Origin of the sequence: Megasphaera hexanoica, assembly GCF_043520715.1 — a bacterium.
Classification (GTDB): Bacteria; Bacillota; Negativicutes; order Veillonellales; family Megasphaeraceae; genus Megasphaera; species Megasphaera hexanoica.
In genome coordinates, this window is record NZ_CP171361.1 from 697,916 (window position 1) to 717,449 (window position 19,534).

Consider the following 19,534-nt stretch of genomic DNA (forward strand, 5'->3'; position numbering starts at 1 on the left):
TCCGTGAAAAATACTGGATGAAAGATTCCTTCCTATGGTATAATTGAAGCTACCATTTAGTTTTTTGGGGGGTATAGTATATGGAATTGGAAATGGAGTTCATCAGGAAACTGCCGTCGCCGCAGGAACTGAAAGAAGATTATCCGGTCGAGCCGGCCATTTATGAAACGAAACGCCGGCGCGACGAAGAAATTAAAGATATCCTTACGGGCAAAGATTCCCGTTTCCTGCTCATCATCGGGCCCTGCTCTGCCGATAATGAAGAAGCCGTCGTGGACTACGCACACCGCCTGGCCCGCGTGCAGGAACAGGTCAAGGACACGATTTATATCATTCCCCGCGTATATACCAATAAACCGCGTACCATCGGGGTAGGGTACAAGGGAATGCTGCACCAGCCGGATCCGGAAGGTAAAGAAGACATGCTGGCCGGCATCATCGCTATCCGTGATATGCACATGCGGGTCATCAGGGAAACGGGATTTACCTGTGCAGAAGAAATCCTCTATCCGGAAAACCACCGGTATTTATCGGACTTATTATCCTATGCCGCCATCGGGGCCCGTTCGGTCGAAGATCAGCTGCACCGTATGATTGCCAGCGGCGTCGGTATTCCTGTAGGAATGAAAAACCCGACATCGGGTGATATTTCCGTCATGCTCAATTCTATCGCCGCAGCCCAGCATGAACAGCAGTTCCTGTTCCGTGGCTGGGAAGTCAAGACGTTGGGGAATCCGCTGACCCATGCGATCCTGCGTGGCTATGTGGATAAATTCGGCAAAAGCCTTCCCAACTATCATTATGAAGACTTGCAGCGCCTGTTCGAAGAATATGGCAAACGGGACCTGGAAAATCCGGCCGTCATCATCGATGTCAATCATGCCAACTCAGGTAAACAATATCTGGAACAGATCCGCATTTCCAATGACGTCCTCTACAGCCGTCATATGAATAAGGACATCAAAAAGATGGTAAAAGGACTGATGATTGAAAGCTATATTGAAGACGGAAACCAGAAAATCAGTGATGGCGTATATGGCAAATCGATTACTGACCCCTGCCTGGGCTGGGAAAAAACAGAAGCACTGATTCTGGAACTGGCAGACCGCGTAGATTACTAACCTAAATTTCAGATATAAGGAGATAACATTCATGCTTAAACAGATTTCTCTCTTCACGGCAAATACAAATGGCGCCCTGGGCCGGGTTACAGATGTGCTGGCTAAGGCAAATATCAATATTTACACCATACTGGCCAATGACAGTGCCGAATTCGGCATCCTCCGCATGATCGTAGATGACTCGGAAAAAGCGCAGGAAGAACTGGTCAAAGCGGGCTATCAGTGCCGCATCGACAAAGTACTGGCCATTGATATGGCATCGGATAAACCAGGCACACTGAACAAAATCCTGTCCAACCTGAGCCGGGCCAACGTATTCGTCAAATACTGCTACATTTCCTTTGACCGGGAAACATCCTCTCCCATAGCTGTTCTCAAAACAGACGAACCGGAAACGGAAACTTTTCTCAAAGGCAAAGGCTATCGCCTGTTAGACCGCTTCTGATGCGGCGTGTGTTTGTCCAGTCTTTCCTTTCGTGTGATAATACTAAAAAAGGAGATAGTCCGGTGGCAGCACATCGGCTCTCCTCTATTAATGTTGATTGAAGAAGACCGTGTACCGCGAGGTATGCGGTCTTTTTCAGTTTACAATCTACATAATCCATGCATTTTTGTGGCAAAAGCAGGATGGTTCATTGTATAATAAAGGTAAATGGTCAATGAAGGAATCGATATCTATGGTGATATCTTGATACATGTAACGTGACGATAAAAAATTATGCAATGTATTCCGGAGGTGGTCGTCGTGGCAGGAAAACGGGCCGTGCAGGGTGTCAGCCCGGATATGCTTATGGAGGCAATGGATGCCGTAACCGATGGCGTCGTCATTGTCGATACGGATTCGCGGATTGTGTATTTAAATGAAGCGTATACGCATATTTTGAACGTAAAAAAAGAAAAAGTGTTATACCGGCGCATGGATGAAATTGAACCGGGAGCGGTCATATTGGATACGCTGATGGATCATAAGCCGCGGCTGCATCAGTTTGTTGAGGTACGGACGCGGGGAAAGAAGATTCTCGTCAACATTACGCCTATCTTTAAGGAAGGCGTCTTTTGTGGTGCCATATCGGTATTTAAAGATATTACGGAAATTACAGTAGTGCAGCGGGAACTGGAGAAGACCCAGCGCCTGAGTCATTCCATATTTAAAGCTTTGTCAACGGAGAAGCCGTCATTGCCAAGGGAATTTTCTCATATTATCGGCGAAGACCCGGCCTTTTTACGCTGTTTGAAAATGGCGGAAATCGTGGCGCCGACGGATGCGACGGTCCTCATCGAAGGGGAAAGCGGAGCCGGGAAGGAAGTTTTCGTGCAGGCTATCCGCAGCCTGAGCGGCAAACGGAGTTATCCGTTTGTCAGCATGAATTGTTCGGCCATTCCTGAAACGCTGATTGAGAGCGAACTTTTTGGTTATACGTCGGGGTCCTTTACGGGTGCTTCCCGGGGCGGGAAAGCCGGCAAGTTTGAACTGGCTGATGGCGGTACGATTTTTCTCGATGAAATCGGCGAGATGCCCTTATTCATGCAGTCTAAATTATTGCGGGTTCTCCAGTCCGGAGAAATCCAGAAGATAGGGTCCGACAAAGTACAGAAAGTGGATGTCCGGGTCATTGCGGCGACGAACCGGAATCTGAAACAGATGGTAGAAGACGGGAAATTCCGGGAAGATTTGTATTTCCGCCTCAATACCTTTAAAATTGTCATACCGCCCCTGCGCAGACGGCGGAAAGATATCCTGCTCCTGGCAAACCATTTCCTGGATATTTTTTCAGAAAAATATCATAAGCACCTGTCTTTTTCTCCCGGTACGGCAGCCGTATTGCAGAAGAGTCCCTGGTCGGGAAATGTCCGGCAACTCGAAAGCTGCGTAGAATATGCCGTCATCGTCGCAGGAGGGAGTGTGATCCTGCCGGAAGATCTGCCTGACGAACTGCTGCAGGGACAGAGCCGGGATGGATATACGGCAGAATTGCCTGAAAAAGAACAGAGAGCTCCGTCCGGCCAGGAGCAGAATGTATCGCCGCTTCGGATGGATATTCAGCAGATTGAACGGGAACGGATGCGTGAAGCCCTGGAAAAAGCACAGGGAAACAAGACGAAAGCCATGGAATTATTGGGCATCAGCCGGCGGACTTTTTATAAAAAATATAAATTATATGGTTTTTCCAATAATGTGTATACTAAGTAAACATTATGTGTATACCTAGTATACAAAAGAAACAGCCAGTGTATACAACGAGGAGTGGATACGCTGGCTGTTTCTGTGTCAAAAGGGCATATTATGGATGGTTTCCGCGTATACTTCCGGAAGAATTTATTGGCATTATAATTTCATATAAAATGGTGAAAGCAATGTGTTACAGTCATGACTTGCATATACTTATTATCACAACTATTTATGAAAAGAGGTTACGTTATGATGAAAACAATCCGGATCGGCGGAGGCCAGGGGTTCTGGGGCGATCTGAGCGATGCCCCCATTACGATGGCACGGGAAGACAATCTTGATTATATCTGCTGTGATTATCTGGCAGAACTTACACTCTCTATTATGCGGCGCCAGCAGGAAAAACGGCCTGAAGCCGGCTATGCCCGCGATTTCATCACGGCTCTAAAAGGTATGCTTCCCTATCTTGCCGAAAAAGGGACCAAGGTCATTACCAATGCCGGTGGCATGAATGTCAAAGCCTGCGTGGAAAAAGCAAAAGAAGCCATCCGCGAAGGCGGTTATCATTTGAAAGTCGGCTATGTACTCGGTGACGACGTGCGCGAACTGATTCCCCAGCTGCGTGCCCAGGGTATCACGATGAAACACATGGATACGGGTGAAGATATCGACCGCATCCTGCCCAATATGGTAAACGCCAACGTATATTACGGGGTAGAACCGATTGTCAAATGCCTGGAAGACGGAGCAGACATCATCATTCTCGGCCGCTCGACCGATACAGCTATGTTTGAAGCGCCCCTCATTTATGAATTTGGCTGGAAACTCGACGACTGGACAGCCAAAGCTACGGGCATCCTGGCAGGCCATCTCTGCGAATGTGGCGCCCAGGCGACCGGCGGAAACTATGACTACGACTGGGAACACGTGCCGAGCCCGGAAAACCTTGGCTATCCTATTGCCGAAATCAGCGAAAAAGGCAGCCTCGTCCTGACGAAGACGAAGAATACCGGCGGCCTGGTTACGCCTCAGTCGGTCAAAGAACAGCTGCTCTATGAAATCCATGATCCATCCAAATACATTACTCCCGATGTCGTCGCCGATTTCAGCAAGATTACACTGGAAGAAATCGAACGGGATCACGTAGCTGTCCGCGGTGTTACAGGTACACCGGCTCCGGATACACTAAAACTCTGCGTCGGTTATCTGGAAGGGTACCGTACCATTGCCTACCTGCCCTATTCCTGGCCGCGCGCTTACGACAAGGCAAAAATGGCTGCCGATATCCTCGACAAACGGCTTGCCATGAAGAATGCTAAAATCATCCGCAAGAACATCAGCTATCTCGGCGTCAATGCCCTCCATGGACCGCTGGCTCCGGAAATCGATGCCGACCTCAATGAAGTCGTCCTCCGCTACGCAATCATGACGGAATCGAAAAAAGAAGGCCTGAAACTGACGCCGGAAGTAGCAGCTGTCAGTAATCTGAACGGCCCGGCACAGGGTTGCTTCTTCGGTGGCCGCAGCCGTCCCAGTGAAGTATTTGCTCTCTGGCCGACACTGATTCCGCGTGACGCTATCAAACTTACGACATTTGTTGAGGAGGTCTGAAATCATGAAAGTACAATTAAAAGATATCGCCCATGGCCGCTGCGGCGATAAAAGCGATACATCCAATATCTGCATCTATGCACGGAAACCCCAGTATTATAAAGCGATGGAAAAACAACTGACGGCTGATGCCGTGCGCCGTCATTTCGAAGGACTCGTATTCGGCGATGTCGTACGTTACGACGTCCCCCAGCTGGACGGCTTCAACTTCGTCATGCATCATGCCCTCGATGGCGGTGCGACCCGTTCCCTGCGCCTGGACACACTGGGAAAATGCATGGAAGCTGCTCTTCTCAGAATGTATATTGAAATTGATGATGAATAATTAGTATACTACAAATATATCGATATGAATTTAATTTTATAAATAAAAGGAGATAAATATCATGAAGACAAATCAGTATTCGGGATTTCATAAACTTACAATGGAACAGCGTGCTCAGGAAGTAGCAGAATTTGCAGGTCTGACAGCGGAAGAACTGGCGCATATTACGAAACCAGGTGCACTTTCGGACAATGTAGCTGATAAATGTATTGAAAACGTTATTGGAACGTATCAGTTGCCCATGGGGATTGCTATGAATTTTGTTATTGATGGACAAGAGCGGTTAATTCCCATGGTTGTCGAAGAAGCTTCTATTGTTGCGGCGGCTTCCAATGCGGCTAAAATGGCTAGACCGAGCGGGGGGTTTTATACCAGCTATACAGGAAATATTATGATTGCCCAGGTTCAGGTAGTAGGCGTTTCTAATCCACATTTTGCATGCCACTCTATCTTGCATCATAAAGAAGAAATATTAGCGGCTGCCAATGCAAAAGATCCTATACTAGTGAAAATTACGGGTGGGGCCAAAGATGTCGAAGTCAGGGTTATTGATACACTGATTGGTCCTATGGTTATTGCGCATCTGATTGTTGATACAGGAGATGCTATGGGGGCGAATGCCGTTAACACAATGGCAGAAGCAGTAGCACCACTCATTGAACAAATTACGCATGGTACGGTCAAACTTCGGATCTTATCTAACCTTGCTGCCTACAGATTAGCACGGGCGACAGCCACTTTTTATAAAGACGCTATTGGTGGAGACTCTGTGGTTGATGGCATTATTGCCGCATATGCCTTTGCTGAAGCCGATCCGTTCCGTGCAGCAACTAGTAATAAAGGAATCATGAATGGTATGGATCCTGTTGTAGTTGCAACGGGTAATGACTGGCGTGGTATGGAAGCGGCAGCACATTCATATATGTATTATAAATATGGAAAATATACTTCTATGACACGATGGGAAAAAGATGCCGATGGAAATCTGACCGGGGCCATTGAGATTCCTATGATGGTGGGCCTTGTCGGCGGTGCAACCAAGATTCATCCGGCAGCTCAGGCGGCTATTAAGATTCTCGGTGTAAAAACGGCAGAAGAATTAGCCCGTATCATTGCAGCAGTGGGGCTGGCACAGAACTTTGCAGCTATGCGTGCGCTTGCAACAGATGGTATTCAAAAAGGCCATATGAAATTACATGCCAGAAACATTGCAACAGTAGCAGGTGCAACCGGAGATATGCTGGATAAAGTAGTAGCCAGGATGGTAGCTGATAAAAAGATTTCTGTTGAATATGCCAAAGAACTGATTGCCAAATTATAAAATAAGGAGGCTCCTGCAATGAAACAAGGATACTTAGCAGATATATGGGGAGATACGGTTGATCTGCATGACTTAGGCAAGGGGATTATTATTGGGATTATTATCAGCCTCAGTTGTTATTTAGGTGCAAATAAAGTGATTGCTATGCAGGCTCCGGATATGGCTGAAAAATTGGTTTCCGCATATTCCCTGTTGTTCGGGATCGGGGGATGTGTCATTTCCGCCATTGTGTCTGCCAATTTGTTTAAACCTAAACGGACACTGAATGAAGAACAGTTTTCTGAGCAGGACAGAGACCGTGTGCTAAAAGAATTGAATGTTGATGTTAAGAAGGAAAAAGAAGAACTAAAATACGCAGATCCAAAGGTACTTCAGGAAATGAAAGATTTAAAGTTATATGAATTATTTTATGGGCCGGAACGTACTGAACAAACCCCGAGCAGCCCGCCAAAAGGAGATGAAACATGATGGATGGCTTCGTATTCAATGATTTGCTCTGGGCCCTGGGGATGGCCTTGGCTGGTGGGATTATATTCTCCGGTGTAGGGTTGATTTCAGGTACAGATGAAACATCAACTATTGCGCCACTGACACTATTAATCGTATTGCTGGGGGTCCCGCCAGTTGCTATTTTTTCCTGGTTCATGGCGGCTGCTATATCGAAGCATATGATTCATGCCATTCCGACGGCGCTTATGGGTGTTCCTGGTGATACTATGGCTGTTCCTATGCTGGAAGATGCTTCAGTCTTACGGAAATTAGGTGTTCCACATATGGCCCTTCGTAAGATGATATCTGGCGGTATCATAGCCGCATTTCTGGCTTTGCCCATTAGTGTTGGTTTTGCTTCTCTGCTGGCACCGTTTGCGGATATTGTTAAAGCCTGGGCTCCTGTCGTATTTACGGTAGCGGCCATTATCATTGCCTATACTTCTGGAGGAAAATGGGCGAGCCTGTTTGCACTGATTCCGTTTGCTTTCTTTGTACAGGGATTAAATAAGATGGCTATTGCCAGTATCGGACATGGTGTATTTATCAGCATGTTCCTGGGGATTGCAATTGGTCCTATGTTTGCTGATTTGATGACTATATTGTCTCCGGGATCCCGGCATATCCTGCAGAGAAAATCGTCACGGGAATTCTGGCTGGCTCCTGAGTTAAAAACATGGAAGGGATATTTCCCAAATCCTTTTAAAATCCTGTCCAGACATCAGCTTTTGTACAATGCGTTGACAGCCGCTGTTTCAGCACTTACGTTTACCTTCAGCCCTGTAGGCATGACTGTTATGATGGGTGAGTTTGTAGGTGCCCGGATCAAAGGGTTATATCAGAGAATGACATCGACTCTGGCTGTCATGAATGGAACGACGGAAGCCACCTATATTGCAGAAACGGTTATCCCACTGCTGGCATTTGGCATTCCCCTCAGTCCTGTCGGATTGGGCCCGGCAGCACCGCTCTTCAATGCCCCGCCTGTCTTTTCCGCACAACCGGTTCATAATCTGCATAATTTTCTGACTCCTGTAGATTATCTGTTTTACGGGTATATCGGACTGGTTGTCGCATTTCTGGTTGCCTATCCATTTTCTATGAATTACGCTAGAAAAGCTAGTGCATGGGTTTTAAAGCATGTCAGTCAGGAAGCTATTATCAGTATGTTTTCTGGCCTGATTGTAGTTATCTCTTATTTTGAAGCAGGGCCGGTTGGAATTGCTATCGCAGTAACGATTGCTGTATTTGGCGGCATTTTGAATCGCTATTTCGGTGTACATACAGGTGTACAATATATGGTCTATTATGCATCGCCATGGCTCATGCTTACATTGTTAGGAATTAAGTAAAATATTTAAATGATTAAAAGCAAAGAAAGCCAGCGGTCTTATCTCAAGTGAGTCGGATCGTTGGCTTTTATTGCGGGGAGAATACAGATGACGGCTATTCTGGGCTTTGCTATTATTTTTATTACGGTGTTGCTTATTCTGAAAAAAATTATGAATCCTCTTCCTGCCTTTATCATTGTACCTGTCCTATGTGCCGTCATAGGAGGATATGGAGAGACGATATCAGATATTATCGTAAAAGGGATTTATATTGTAGCACCTATTGGTGTTATGTTCATTTTTGCTACATTATTTTTCGGGGTTATCCTGACAGCAGGTACGTTAAAACCGTATATGAACTTTTTTATCCGCGCTGCGGGCAGAAATCCAATCAAAATTTGCGTTGGACTTGGGCTCTTAACTTTTTTGGTACATACAAGTGGTAGTGGAGCAGTTACTTATATGTTGCTCATTCCTCCTATGATTTCTATTTTTGATATGTTGGGCATGCGGCGGATTACACTGACGACTATCATTGGTCTCAGTGCCGGATTGCAGAATACACAACCCTGGGGTGCGACGGCACAGCGATGTATGGCTGCTTTTCAGATTGGAATTAATGATTTATGGATTCCACTGGTTGTACCGCTGGGAGTGGGTATGTGTTGTATTGTTTGTATTGATGGCTTTCTGGGATGGCAGGAAAAGCGTAGAATTCCGGTAAATAAAATAATATTTAATGCGAAAAAAGAGAAAGAAAATCCATACGGTGCTTATGAGAGGCCCGGAAACGTTATGATGAATTCTTTTTTGGTAGTTGCAACGTTAGAAGGTCTCGTGAGTGGTTACCTATCATCGGTAGCTGTATTTATGATTGCTTTTTCGGTAGCTCTCCTTATCAATTATCCCAATCTGGAAGATCAGAAATTCATTATATCACATTATGCTAAAAATGCACTGACCATGTCTGGTGTCGTTTTTGCAACAGGCGTTCTTGTAGGAATCCTAAATGAAACGGGTATGATTACCGCTATGGCATATGCTATAGCGACTATTATCCCGGAAAGTATGGGAATACATCTACCACTCATTATGGGGATTGCATCAGTCCCTGCCAGTCTTATTTTTGATCCGTCGTCCTTTTATTTCGGAGTACTGCCCGTATTGGCAGAAGTGGGAAATTTGAATGGTGTCGATACAATGAGTATCGTACGGGCGGCTTTTCTCGGACAAATGAATATGGGCTTTTCCTTCAGTCCTTTAACGGGTAGTACGTTCGTATTAATGGGATTAAGTGGCGTAAGTTTGGCGGATCATCAAAAACACACCTTGCCCTGGGCCTTTTTGGTAACGTTGATTATGTTATCTACGGCTGTTTTTACAGGTAGTATTAATCTTTGATAATAAGAATAGATGATATATATTTTTTACCAATGCCGGCCTAATATATGATACAATAAAAAATAAATGAAATTAGATATAGCCGTATGGAGAGGTGGCAAAATGTCTGAACAGGATAATCATATCATGCAATGGGCCGATGGCAGGGTGCGGTGCCGGTGGTGCAATCCACAGAATCCGCTGTATATTGCCTATCATGATGCGGAGTGGGGTGTGCCCTGCCATGATGATCAGCGGTTGTTTGAGATGCTGGTCCTGGAAGGGTTTCAGGCCGGTCTTTCCTGGGAATGTGTTCTCAATAAGAGGGAAGGGTTCCGTCAGGCCTTTGACGGGTTCGATCCTTTGGTGATAGCCCGTTATCCCGATGAAAAATTAGAAGCGCTGCGGCACGATTCCCGCATTATACGGAATAAGCTGAAAATCAGGGCTGCCAGGACCAATGCCCGCGTCTTTCTGGCCATTCAGGCGGAGTGGGGCTGTTTTGATGCCTACTTGTGGCACTGGACGCAGGGGAAGGTCATATGTGAGCAGGGCTGTACCCGGTCTCTTCTGTCGGACCAGATTTCGGCGGACCTTAAGAAACGGGGCATGACCTTTGTCGGTACGACTATCATCTATGCCTACCTGCAGGCCATGGGCGTCATCTGCAGTCATGATGAGGGATGCTGGAAGCAGGTGCAGCATGCGGAAGACCGTCCGGTATGCCCATAAAAAACGAGGAGCTGTCGCATAAAGACAGCTCCCCGTTGAGTTTGAGTTTGCCGTTTGTAGTGGGTTAAAAAGTGTGAACGTACCCCCGCCTACAGAGGCGGGAGCTTCCTGCTTCAACGAGAACAGCACTACAGCTCCGAGGAACTGCTGCGGCTTACACTCTCTCCACAGGCGTAGATTCCCGTACGACCCACGGTACTTTATGCGTTATGTCAGGCAGATATTCGCCTAGCTTCTTCTCGTATATTTATCGCAGCGTTCTTATCTCGGTTATGGTGACTGCCACATTTAGGGCAATCCCATTCCCTTACAGATAAGTCCTTAGTTGCATCGTTTTGGAAGCCACAAACATGACATAGCTGACTGCTTGGATACCACTTGTCTATCTTTACAAGCTGTTTTCCTTGCCATGCTAATTTATATTCCAATATATTTGTGAACATATTCCAGCCATTGTCGGCTAGGGACTTACCAAAACTGAATTTACCGCCTTTCTTGCGTTTAGCCATCGCCTTGACGCGGATATCCTCAATACCTATGGCATCATAGTGGTCTACCAAGTAGCGGGCTTTTTTGTGCAGGAAGTCGCGGCGTTGATTGGCAATTTTCTCATGAAGCACAGCTACGCGAAGCCCTTGCTTCTCACGATTGTGGCTTCCTTTTTGCCTTTTGGATAGTTTTCTTTGTGCTTGAGCCAATCTCTTCTCGGTTTTACGCAAAAAGTTTGGATAATTCGCATCATCTTCGTCAGAAGCAACATATAGACCGTGCATGGCAAAATCAAGCCCAAGAAATTTCTTCGGCATTATAGGGAGTATTTGGTTTTCGTACTCCACCAAAATACTGATATAGAATTTTCCTGAAGGTGTTCTGCTTATGGTAACGCTCTTTATCGTGCTGTTTTCCATCAGGGGACGATGCAGACATAATTTTACCCAACCAACTTTAGGCAATTTAACCTTATTTCCTTCTAATCGGACAGAGCCTTTCTGATTGTTCGTAGAATATGAGCAGTGGCCTGTCTTCTTAGACTTGAAGTGCGGTTTGCCGAAATGTTTTCGGTTGCGAAAAAAATTGTTATATGCCTTGTTCAGGTTCATCTGTGCATTGGCAAGAGCAAGACTGTCCACTTCTTTCAGCCAAGGGAATTCTTCCTACCCGCCTTCATCCCCCACCTAAGAGGTGGAGGATGAAGGCGGATTAGGTTAAATCATCTTCTATAAGCTACAAACTATACAGTAAAAGGGACTTACGTATGATAGTAGAAACCTTCATGCGTAAGTCCCTTGCTGTTGGTGTTGACGCAGGACAGGAATATTCTGCCTGCCAGGAGCAGGCAGGGATGACCTATCAGACGTTGAACCGGAAGTAGGTGACATCGCCATCCTGCATGACGTAGTCTTTTCCTTCCAGGCGGACGAGGCCTTTTTCTTTAGCGGCCTGTTCACTGCCGCAGGCAATGAGGTCATCGTAGGAAACGATTTCAGCGCGGATAAAGCCCCGTTCGATATCGGTATGGATCTTACCGGCTGCTTTCTGGGCTTTCGTGCCTTTGACGATGGTCCAGGCGCGGACTTCGTCGGCACCGGCCGTAAAGAAATTGATAAGGCCCAGCATGGCGTAGCTTGCTTTGATTAGTTTATCGAGGCCGGCTTCGGGAAGTCCCAGTTCTTCCAGGAAGACCTGGGCTTCATCATCGGGCAGTTCGGCGATTTCCGCTTCGATTTTAGCAGAGACGGCGACGACTTCCGACCCTTCTTTTTCGGCAAAAGCCCGCAGTGCCTGTACGTGGGGATTGGAATCGGGATCCGATGCTTCGTCTTCGGCCACGTTGGCGATATAGAGAATCGGCTTGAGCGTCAGCAGGTTGAGATCGTGGACCTGTGGCAGTTCATCCTTGGTGAGCCCTGCCTTACGGGCCGGTTCGCCATTTTCCAGGCAGGCCAGCACTTTTTTCAGTACGTCGTATTCGGCTTTGGCCGTTTTATCGCCGCACTGGGCGACTTTGGCGATGCGGTCGGCCCGTTTCTGTGTCGTTTCGATATCGGCCAGGCACAGTTCCGTGTTGATGACATCGACGTCGCGTACGGGGTCGATAGAGCCCGATACGTGGGTGATATTGCTGTCTTCAAAGCAGCGGACGACTTCGGCAATGGCATCGGTTTCGCGGATGTGGCTGAGGAATTTGTTCCCCAGACCTTCACCTTTGGATGCCCCGGCGACGAGGCCGGCAATATCGACGAAGCGGGTGACGGCCGGAATGGTGCGTTTGGGATGGTACATGTCGGTCAGGACCTGGATGCGGTTATCCGGGACTTCGACGACGCCGACGTTCGGTTCAATCGTGCAGAATGGATAATTAGCCGCTTCTGCGCCGGCTTTGGTAATGGCATTGAACAAGGTGCTCTTGCCTACGTTCGGCAGTCCGACAATGCCTATTTCCAGATTGGTACTCATGAGTGAGCAGTCCTTTCTCTATTTCTTATTTTATGATGTGCAGATCGGCAATGCGTTTTACGGCAGCGATAGTGTTTTCCCGTGTGCCGAATGCCGTAAGGCGGAGGTAGCCTTCACCGTGGGGGCCGAATCCGGAACCCGGCGTGGTGACGACGTGGGCTTTTTCCAGCAGGAGGTCGAAGAAATCCCAGCTCTTCATGCCGTTAGGTGTCTGTACCCAGGCATAAGGGGAGTTGGTCGCGCCATATACGGTGTAGCCGGCTTCGGTCAGGCCGTCGCGGATGATATGGGCGTTTTCCATGTAGTAATCGACATCAGCCAGGCACTGTTTCTGGCCTTCCGGGCTGTAGTATGCTTCGGCTGCGCGCTGTACGACGTACGGTGTGCCGTTGAAGAAGGTGCACTGGCGGCGATTCCAGAGTGGATTCAGTTCGACAGCGGAACCATCGGCTTTATAGGCTTTGCAGGCATGGGGAACGACGACATAGGAGCAGCGCGTACCGGTGAAGCCGGCGCATTTGGAGTAGGAGCGCAGTTCGATGGCTACGTCTTTGGCGCCTTCCACTTCGAAAATGCTGTGGGGAACGTCCGGTTCGGTGATATATGTTTCATAGGCCGAATCGTAGATGATGACGAAATTGTTTTCCTTAGCAGCCCGGACCCAGTTTTCCAGTTCTGCTTTGCTCATGGCTGTACCGGTCGGGTTGGACGGGTTGCAGAGGTAGACAATATCGACCTTTTCTTTCGGCGGCTGGGCTTTGAAGCCGTTTTCCGGTGTGCAGGGCAGATAGACGACGCCATCGTATCTGCCTGTTTCGGCATGGTATACACCGGTGTGACCGCACATGACGTTGGAGTCAAGGTATACGGGGTAGACCGGATCGGCTACGGCAAAGGTCAGGTCGCTGCCAAAGATTTCCTGGATGCAGGCAACGTCGGTCTTGGAACCGTCACCGACGAAGACTTCGTCCAGTTCCAGGTCGATACCGCGCGTTTTATAATCTCCGTCAATGATGGCCTGACGGAGAAAATCATAGCCTTGTTCGGGACCATAGCCGCGGAACGTTTCGGCTTTTCCCATTTCATCGACAGCTTTATGCATCGCTTCGATAATGGCCGGAGCCAGCGGGCGGGTTACGTCGCCGATACCGAGACGGATGATGTCCGCGTCGGGATGGGCCTTGGAATAGGCTGCAACTTTTTTGGCAATGGTAGCAAAGAGATAATTGCCAGGAAGTTTTAAGTAATTTTCATTTACGTGAGCCATAAAATGACCTCCTTTTATATGCGATAATGAGTATATATTGGCTATACAACACTATTCATTGTACTACATTCGCCATCGCTTGAAAAGGACAGAGGGTACTTCCGGATGATGAGAAATTAAAATCACTGTAATTTGTCTCAGTGTTCAATGAAAAACGCTGCCACACAAAGAAATCTCTGTTTCGTGTGGCAGCGCTCTTTGCTGCTTGGCGTTCGTCGTGGTTAAGGCCGGGGCCGTCGTACTCTCCTTCACTATTCGTAGCGCAGGGCTTCGATGGGATCGAGGCGGGCCGCTTTCCGCGCCGGATAGATGCCGAAGAACAGGCCGATGCCGACGGAGAAGCTGAAGGAAATGATGATCGGTGCCGCCGTGATGACCGTCTGGAAGAGTCCGGCTTTTGCAATGGTAAGGGCGATGCCGACGCCGCAGGCGATGCCCAGCAGGCCGCCGATGACACCGATGACGACCGATTCGATGAGGAACTGCATCATGATATTCTGGAAGGTGGCGCCCAGGGCCTTGCGGATGCCGATTTCCCGCGTCCGTTCTGTGACCGATACCATCATGATGTTCATGATGCCGATGCCACCGACGATAAGGGAGATAGCGGCAATGCTTCCCAGAAACAGGGTCAGCATAGTCGTCGTGCTGGTCATGGTTTCCATGAGGCTGGTCAGGTTGCGGACGGTGAAGTCATCTTCCTTGTCCCCTGTGATGTGGTGGCGCTGGCGCAGCAGTGTTTCCACTTCACTTTGCACCTGTTCGATTTTATCAGAGCGGGAGACCTGGATATTGATGGAACGCACGTAGGTGATGCCCAGAAGACGTTCCTGAGCAGTCGTGAGAGGAACGATGACCATGTCGTCCTGGTCCTGGCCCATGGAAGACTGGCCCTTGCTTTCCAGTACGCCGATAATACGGTAAGGCTGGTTGTTGATGCGGATTGTCTTGCCGACGGGATTGGATGTATCGAACAGATTGGATGCGACCGTCGTCCCGATGACGGCAACGCGGTTGCGCGATTTCAAATCATTGTTGGTGATAAAGGAACCGCTCTGGACGTTGAGAGAGCGGATGTGGAGGTATTCCGGTGTCACGCCGTATACGGAGGTGTTCCAGTTCTGATTGCCGTTTACGACCTGATAGGAACTGTTGACGGTCGGCGAAACATAGTCGATATTTTTGATTTTCTTTTTGATGGCTTCGGCGTCGTCGTATTTCAGTTTCTGGCCGGAACCGGCGGCCGATCGGACGCCCCCCTTATTGGTCGAACCCGGTGTGACGATGAGCATATTGCTGCCCAGGCTGGCAATGGAATTGGTGACGTTCTGGCGCACGCCCATGCCGATGGAAATCATGGCGATGACGGCGCCGACACCGATGATGATGCCCAGCATGGTCAGGATGGAGCGCAGTTTATTGGACAAGAGTGCCGTAACGGCAATCTGTACGCTTTCACTAAACAACATCCATGACGACCCCCTTTCCGGCATCTTTGGTAATTCTGCCATCACACAAGAGGAGCTGCCGGTTGGCACAGGCGGCGATTTCCGGTTCATGCGTGACCAGGATGATGGTCTTGTGTTCTTCATGAAGGGCTTCGAAAAGACCCATGATGTCCCGTGTCGATTTCGTATCGAGGTTGCCTGTCGGTTCGTCGGCCATGATGATATGGGGATTATTCACTAGAGCTCTGGCAATGGCGACGCGCTGACGCTGGCCGCCGGAGAGTTCGTTGGGCTTGTGGTGGGCCCAGGTTTCCAGGCCGACTGCTTTTAACTTTTCCATGGCCCGCTGGGTCCGTTCTTTGTGGCCTACGCCGGCGTAGACCAGGGGCAGGGCCACGTTGTCGAGAGCGGAGATGCGGGAGAGGAGATTGAAATTCTGGAAGACAAAGCCGATATGCTGGTTGCGGACGGAGGCCAGTTCGTCGTCGCTCAGGTTGGCTACTTCTTTGCCGCCCAGCCGGTACGAGCCGGACGTCGGCCTGTCGAGACAGCCGAGGATATTCATGAGTGTCGATTTACCGGAACCCGACGGTCCCATGAGGGCGGCAAATTCCCCCTCTTCGATATTCAGGGTAATGCCGGCCAGGGCGGCAAAATCTTCCCCGCCGATGTGATAAATCTTTTTGATGTCGGTTAATTCAATGACATGATTCATGGTGATGCCTCCTGATTACATGGGCGGCGGTCCCTGTCGTCTGTTGGAATTGGATGACTGGGAAGAAGATTTGGATGGGGCATTATAGGAAACGGAAACGCTGTCTCCTTCAGAAAGGCCCGACAGGATTTCCACGTATTCATCGCTGTAGATACCCGTCGTGACCGGAACCTGTTCGGTCTGGCCGCTGGTATTGACGCGCAGTACGTAGGATCCGTTGTCGTTGGTCTTGAGGGCGGCGATGGGGACGACCAGAGCATCCTCTTTTTCGGCTGTGTTGATTTCTACCCGGGCGGTCATGCCGAGGCGCAGTACGTCATCGGGGTCATCCACGTCGAGGGTGACATAGTAATAAATGACGCTGGCCGACGAAGAAGACGAACTGGATGAAGTGCTCGTGCCGTTCGTATCCCACGTATTGCTCGTATCGGTCTGGGAAATCTTGGACACGTGAGCCGTAAAAGTCTGATTGGTATAGGTATCGACGGTGAAGGTGGCATCCTGGCCGACCTTGATATTGCCGATATCCGTTTCATCTATTTTAGCCATGATCTGCTTTTTGCTCGTATCGGCGATGCGCATGATGACCGTCGGGTTGCTGTTTCCCTGTACGGCCATGGTACCGGCTGGCTTGGGTTCCCCGACGACGACGCCGCTCATGGGGGCGGTGATCGTCGTTTCTGCCAGATCCGATTCGGCGGCGCTCAGATTGGAAAGGGCCGTCTTGTATTCGTATTCGGCATTATCCAGTGTCTGTTTGGTACCGGCACCCTGGTCATAGAGCATCTTATACCGTTCGTAGTCGAGGCGCGTATTGGTGACTTTATACTGGGCCTGATCGTATTTGGCCTGATAGTCCTTGCCATCCAGCGTGGCGACGGTCTGGCCGGCTGTGACCTGGTCGTTTTCCTTGACCAGAACCTGACTGATACGGGCCGTGATTTTCGGTGAGACTTCGACAGAATCGACAGGGCGGATCGTACCGGTCGCAGAGACTTTGGATGTGAGATTCATGCGTTCTACCTGGGCCGTTTCGACGGCGGATGCCTGCTGGGCCTTCTGTTGTGTCTGGTAGTAATACCAGCCGCCGCCGGCACAGGCGGCAATGATAATGACAGCGATGGCGGCTGTGATTTTTTTATTCAGCTTCATGGGATCACCTTTTGAAAATAGGAATGAGTTACAATATAACGGAAACATACGTGGGGTACTGTATGTTTTATTAAGTATATCATAGAAAAAAGCAGTAAAAAAGACAGAACAGGCTGTATGGAAAAGATTACTAAAAATTGTGACAAATCTGTCTTTTTTCTATGGTATACTACATCATGGAACGAATTAAATATAATTCTCAATATATAAAATATCCGGAGGGATAGGTATGAAGAAGCAACTCACGACAGCCGTGGTGGCAGCGATGTTGTGCACCGGGGCCGTATATGCAGCCGATACGACCGGGACCACTGCCGTTCCGGCACAGCAGACAAGGCAGCAATTACAGCAGACACAACAGACAACGCAGCAATCGCAGCAGACCTATAGTCTGGATCTGGATGTGTCGGATTATGCTGTCGATACGATGCAGTACGAGGGGAAACACATCGTGTTCCGGGCCTATGAAAATAAAGTCTACGTCGCACACCCCGTCGATACGACATATCAGTCCATGAATATCTACGTGCCGGAAGAATACTTTGAAGGAAAATCCGTCCATGGGTATACGGCGCAGACGGCCCCCATATTCCTGCCCAATACCGTCGGCGGTTATATGCCGGGCAAGGCAGGACAGCCGTCAGAATACGATCAGCGGCAGGGCGGTCCTAACGCCATACTGGCCGCCCTGGCACGGGGCTGCGTCGTAGCGGCTCCCGGTGCCAGAGGCAGGACGAATCAGGCTGCCGATGGCACCTATACAGGCAAGGCCCCGGCGCTTCTGGTCGATATGAAAGCTGCCATCCGCTACCTGCGCCACAATAAAGGGGTCCTTCCCGGCGATACAGAAAAAATCATTTCCAATGGTACCAGTGCCGGCGGCGCCCTTTCGGCCCTCATCGGGGCGACGGGGAACAGCAAAGAGTACGAACCGTATCTCAAAGCCATGGGGGCAGCAGAGGAACGGGACGATATCTTTGCCTCCAGTGATTATTGCCCTATTACCGATCTGGAACATGCCGATATGGCCTATGAATGGGTCTTTGGAGACGTGACGGACTATCATCAGAATAATGCCATAGGGGCGATGCCTGCATTTCTCCAGGCCGGCGGTCAGACGATTCCCATGGGGCCGGGACCGGTCGTTGCCAGCCCGGGCAGTACGGACAGTAACAATCAGAATATGCTCGTCCTGGACCGGCCTGCCGATGCACCGGCAGAAGAACAGAAAGGCACGGAAATGAGCGACCAGCAGAAAGCCGTTTCCGCCGTCCTGCGCAAGGCCTTTCCTGCCTATGTGAACAGACTGCACCTTACGGCTCCTGACGGAACAGCTCTGACTCTGGACAAGAACGGCGAAGGGACGTTCAAGGAATATATCAAGAAATTATACATGAAATCGGCCCAGACGGCTCTCGATTCAGGAACGGACCTGTCCGGTATGGACTGGCTGACCATCCACAATGGCGTTGTAACCGATATGGATCTGGGAAAATACGCCGTGTATGCAACCCGTCTCAAGGCAGCTCCTGCCTTCGACTCGCTGGACCTTTCAGCAGGGGAAAACAGTGAATTCGGTAGTGCAACCATCAATGCCCGTCATTTCACTCCCTGGGGGAAGAAATATAATACAGCCGGTAAAGCATACCAGGCGGATAGTAAACTCATTCATCTCCTGAATCCGCTTTATTTCATCGGCAAACGGGATGTCACCACTGCTCCCCACTGGCGGATCCGCCATGGCAGCAAAGACCGTGACACGTCTCTGGTCGTACCGGCTATTCTGGCCCTGTGCCTGCAGCAGACCGGCCATGACGTAGATTTTGCCGTTCCCTGGGGACGGGGCCACGCCGGAGACTATGATCTGGACGAACTCTTTGCCTGGATCGACACCATTTGCGGGAACACACAGATTGTAAATAAATCGTAAAATAATGTAACATGTCTGCCAGATAAATCAATAAGAAATAAAGATTACCTATGTGCAAATTAAAATGATTAAGAATGAAATATAG

Annotated in this window: 17 protein-coding genes; 11 read left to right on the top strand and 6 right to left on the bottom strand. The window is 49.1% G+C overall.

The window, feature by feature from the left end; genetic code table 11:
• Positions 1-80 precede the first annotated feature (80 nt).
• The 10 genes from ACGTIC_RS03220 to ACGTIC_RS03265 all read left to right on the top strand — a co-directional run bounded on the left by ACGTIC_RS03220 (position 81) and on the right by ACGTIC_RS03265 (position 10,480).
• The gene (locus tag ACGTIC_RS03220) at positions 81-1,121 is read left to right on the top strand and encodes a 3-deoxy-7-phosphoheptulonate synthase (RefSeq protein WP_059076990.1); all 1,041 of its coding nucleotides are present in this window, start codon (positions 81-83) and stop codon (positions 1,119-1,121) included.
• A 31-nt stretch (positions 1,122-1,152) separates the two neighbouring features.
• Positions 1,153-1,566, top strand: coding sequence for an amino acid-binding protein (locus tag ACGTIC_RS03225; protein ID WP_059076989.1), 414 nt, complete (start codon positions 1,153-1,155; stop codon positions 1,564-1,566).
• A gap of 300 nt (positions 1,567-1,866) precedes the next feature.
• Positions 1,867-3,312: a sigma-54-dependent Fis family transcriptional regulator gene (locus ACGTIC_RS03230; RefSeq protein WP_162816210.1), complete on the top strand. Its 1,446-nt coding sequence runs from the start codon at positions 1,867-1,869 to the stop codon at positions 3,310-3,312.
• A 228-nt stretch (positions 3,313-3,540) separates the two neighbouring features.
• Complete coding sequence (locus tag ACGTIC_RS03235) at positions 3,541-4,902, top strand: acyclic terpene utilization AtuA family protein (RefSeq protein ID WP_257536626.1); 1,362 nt, start codon at positions 3,541-3,543, stop codon at positions 4,900-4,902.
• A 4-nt stretch (positions 4,903-4,906) separates the two neighbouring features.
• Entirely contained in the window at positions 4,907-5,227 is a 321-nt protein-coding gene (locus ACGTIC_RS03240; protein ID WP_199595676.1) for a hypothetical protein, read from the top strand.
• 61 nt (positions 5,228-5,288) lie between these two features.
• Positions 5,289-6,548 (top strand): hydroxymethylglutaryl-CoA reductase, degradative, encoded by a 1,260-nt coding sequence (locus tag ACGTIC_RS03245; protein ID WP_113855361.1) that lies wholly within the window; start codon positions 5,289-5,291, stop codon positions 6,546-6,548.
• A gap of 18 nt (positions 6,549-6,566) precedes the next feature.
• Positions 6,567-7,016 carry a hypothetical protein gene (locus tag ACGTIC_RS03250; protein WP_113855362.1) on the top strand — a complete coding sequence of 150 codons (450 nt, stop codon included), beginning with the start codon at positions 6,567-6,569 and terminating at the stop codon, positions 7,014-7,016.
• Positions 7,013-8,389 carry a tripartite tricarboxylate transporter permease gene (locus tag ACGTIC_RS03255; RefSeq protein WP_257536627.1) on the top strand — a complete coding sequence of 459 codons (1,377 nt, stop codon included), beginning with the start codon at positions 7,013-7,015 and terminating at the stop codon, positions 8,387-8,389. Before ACGTIC_RS03250 ends, ACGTIC_RS03255 begins: the two co-directional genes overlap by 4 nt.
• 87 nt (positions 8,390-8,476) lie before the next feature.
• Entirely contained in the window at positions 8,477-9,769 is a 1,293-nt protein-coding gene (locus ACGTIC_RS03260; RefSeq protein ID WP_113855363.1) for a CitMHS family transporter, read from the top strand.
• 102 nt (positions 9,770-9,871) lie between these two features.
• Positions 9,872-10,480, top strand: coding sequence for a DNA-3-methyladenine glycosylase I (locus ACGTIC_RS03265; protein ID WP_257536628.1), 609 nt, complete (start codon positions 9,872-9,874; stop codon positions 10,478-10,480).
• A gap of 212 nt (positions 10,481-10,692) precedes the next feature.
• Here the strand turns inward: ACGTIC_RS03265 and ACGTIC_RS03270 are convergent, their stop codons facing one another.
• From ACGTIC_RS03270 to ACGTIC_RS03295, 6 genes are all read right to left on the bottom strand, one after another.
• Positions 10,693-11,619 (bottom strand): RNA-guided endonuclease TnpB family protein, encoded by a 927-nt coding sequence (locus ACGTIC_RS03270; protein WP_394542148.1) that lies wholly within the window; start codon positions 11,617-11,619, stop codon positions 10,693-10,695.
• A gap of 211 nt (positions 11,620-11,830) precedes the next feature.
• On the bottom strand, positions 11,831-12,937 hold the full coding sequence (gene ychF, locus ACGTIC_RS03275) for a redox-regulated ATPase YchF (RefSeq protein WP_059076035.1): 1,107 nt from the start codon (positions 12,935-12,937) through the stop codon (positions 11,831-11,833).
• 25 nt (positions 12,938-12,962) lie between these two features.
• On the bottom strand, positions 12,963-14,204 hold the full coding sequence (locus ACGTIC_RS03280) for an LL-diaminopimelate aminotransferase (protein ID WP_113855364.1): 1,242 nt from the start codon (positions 14,202-14,204) through the stop codon (positions 12,963-12,965).
• A gap of 251 nt (positions 14,205-14,455) precedes the next feature.
• Positions 14,456-15,673, bottom strand: a complete 1,218-nt coding sequence (locus tag ACGTIC_RS03285; protein ID WP_059076037.1) for an ABC transporter permease — start codon at positions 15,671-15,673, stop codon at positions 14,456-14,458.
• On the bottom strand, positions 15,663-16,367 hold the full coding sequence (locus ACGTIC_RS03290; RefSeq protein WP_113855365.1) for an ABC transporter ATP-binding protein: 705 nt from the start codon (positions 16,365-16,367) through the stop codon (positions 15,663-15,665). The genes ACGTIC_RS03285 and ACGTIC_RS03290 overlap by 11 nt, the downstream gene beginning before the upstream one ends.
• 15 nt (positions 16,368-16,382) lie before the next feature.
• Positions 16,383-17,519 (bottom strand): efflux RND transporter periplasmic adaptor subunit, encoded by a 1,137-nt coding sequence (locus ACGTIC_RS03295; protein WP_113855366.1) that lies wholly within the window; start codon positions 17,517-17,519, stop codon positions 16,383-16,385.
• Between the two features lie 229 nt (positions 17,520-17,748).
• Between ACGTIC_RS03295 and ACGTIC_RS03300 the strand changes: the two genes are divergently transcribed.
• Complete coding sequence (locus ACGTIC_RS03300) at positions 17,749-19,449, top strand: subtype B tannase (RefSeq protein ID WP_113855367.1); 1,701 nt, start codon at positions 17,749-17,751, stop codon at positions 19,447-19,449.
• Positions 19,450-19,534: the final 85 nt, after the last annotated feature.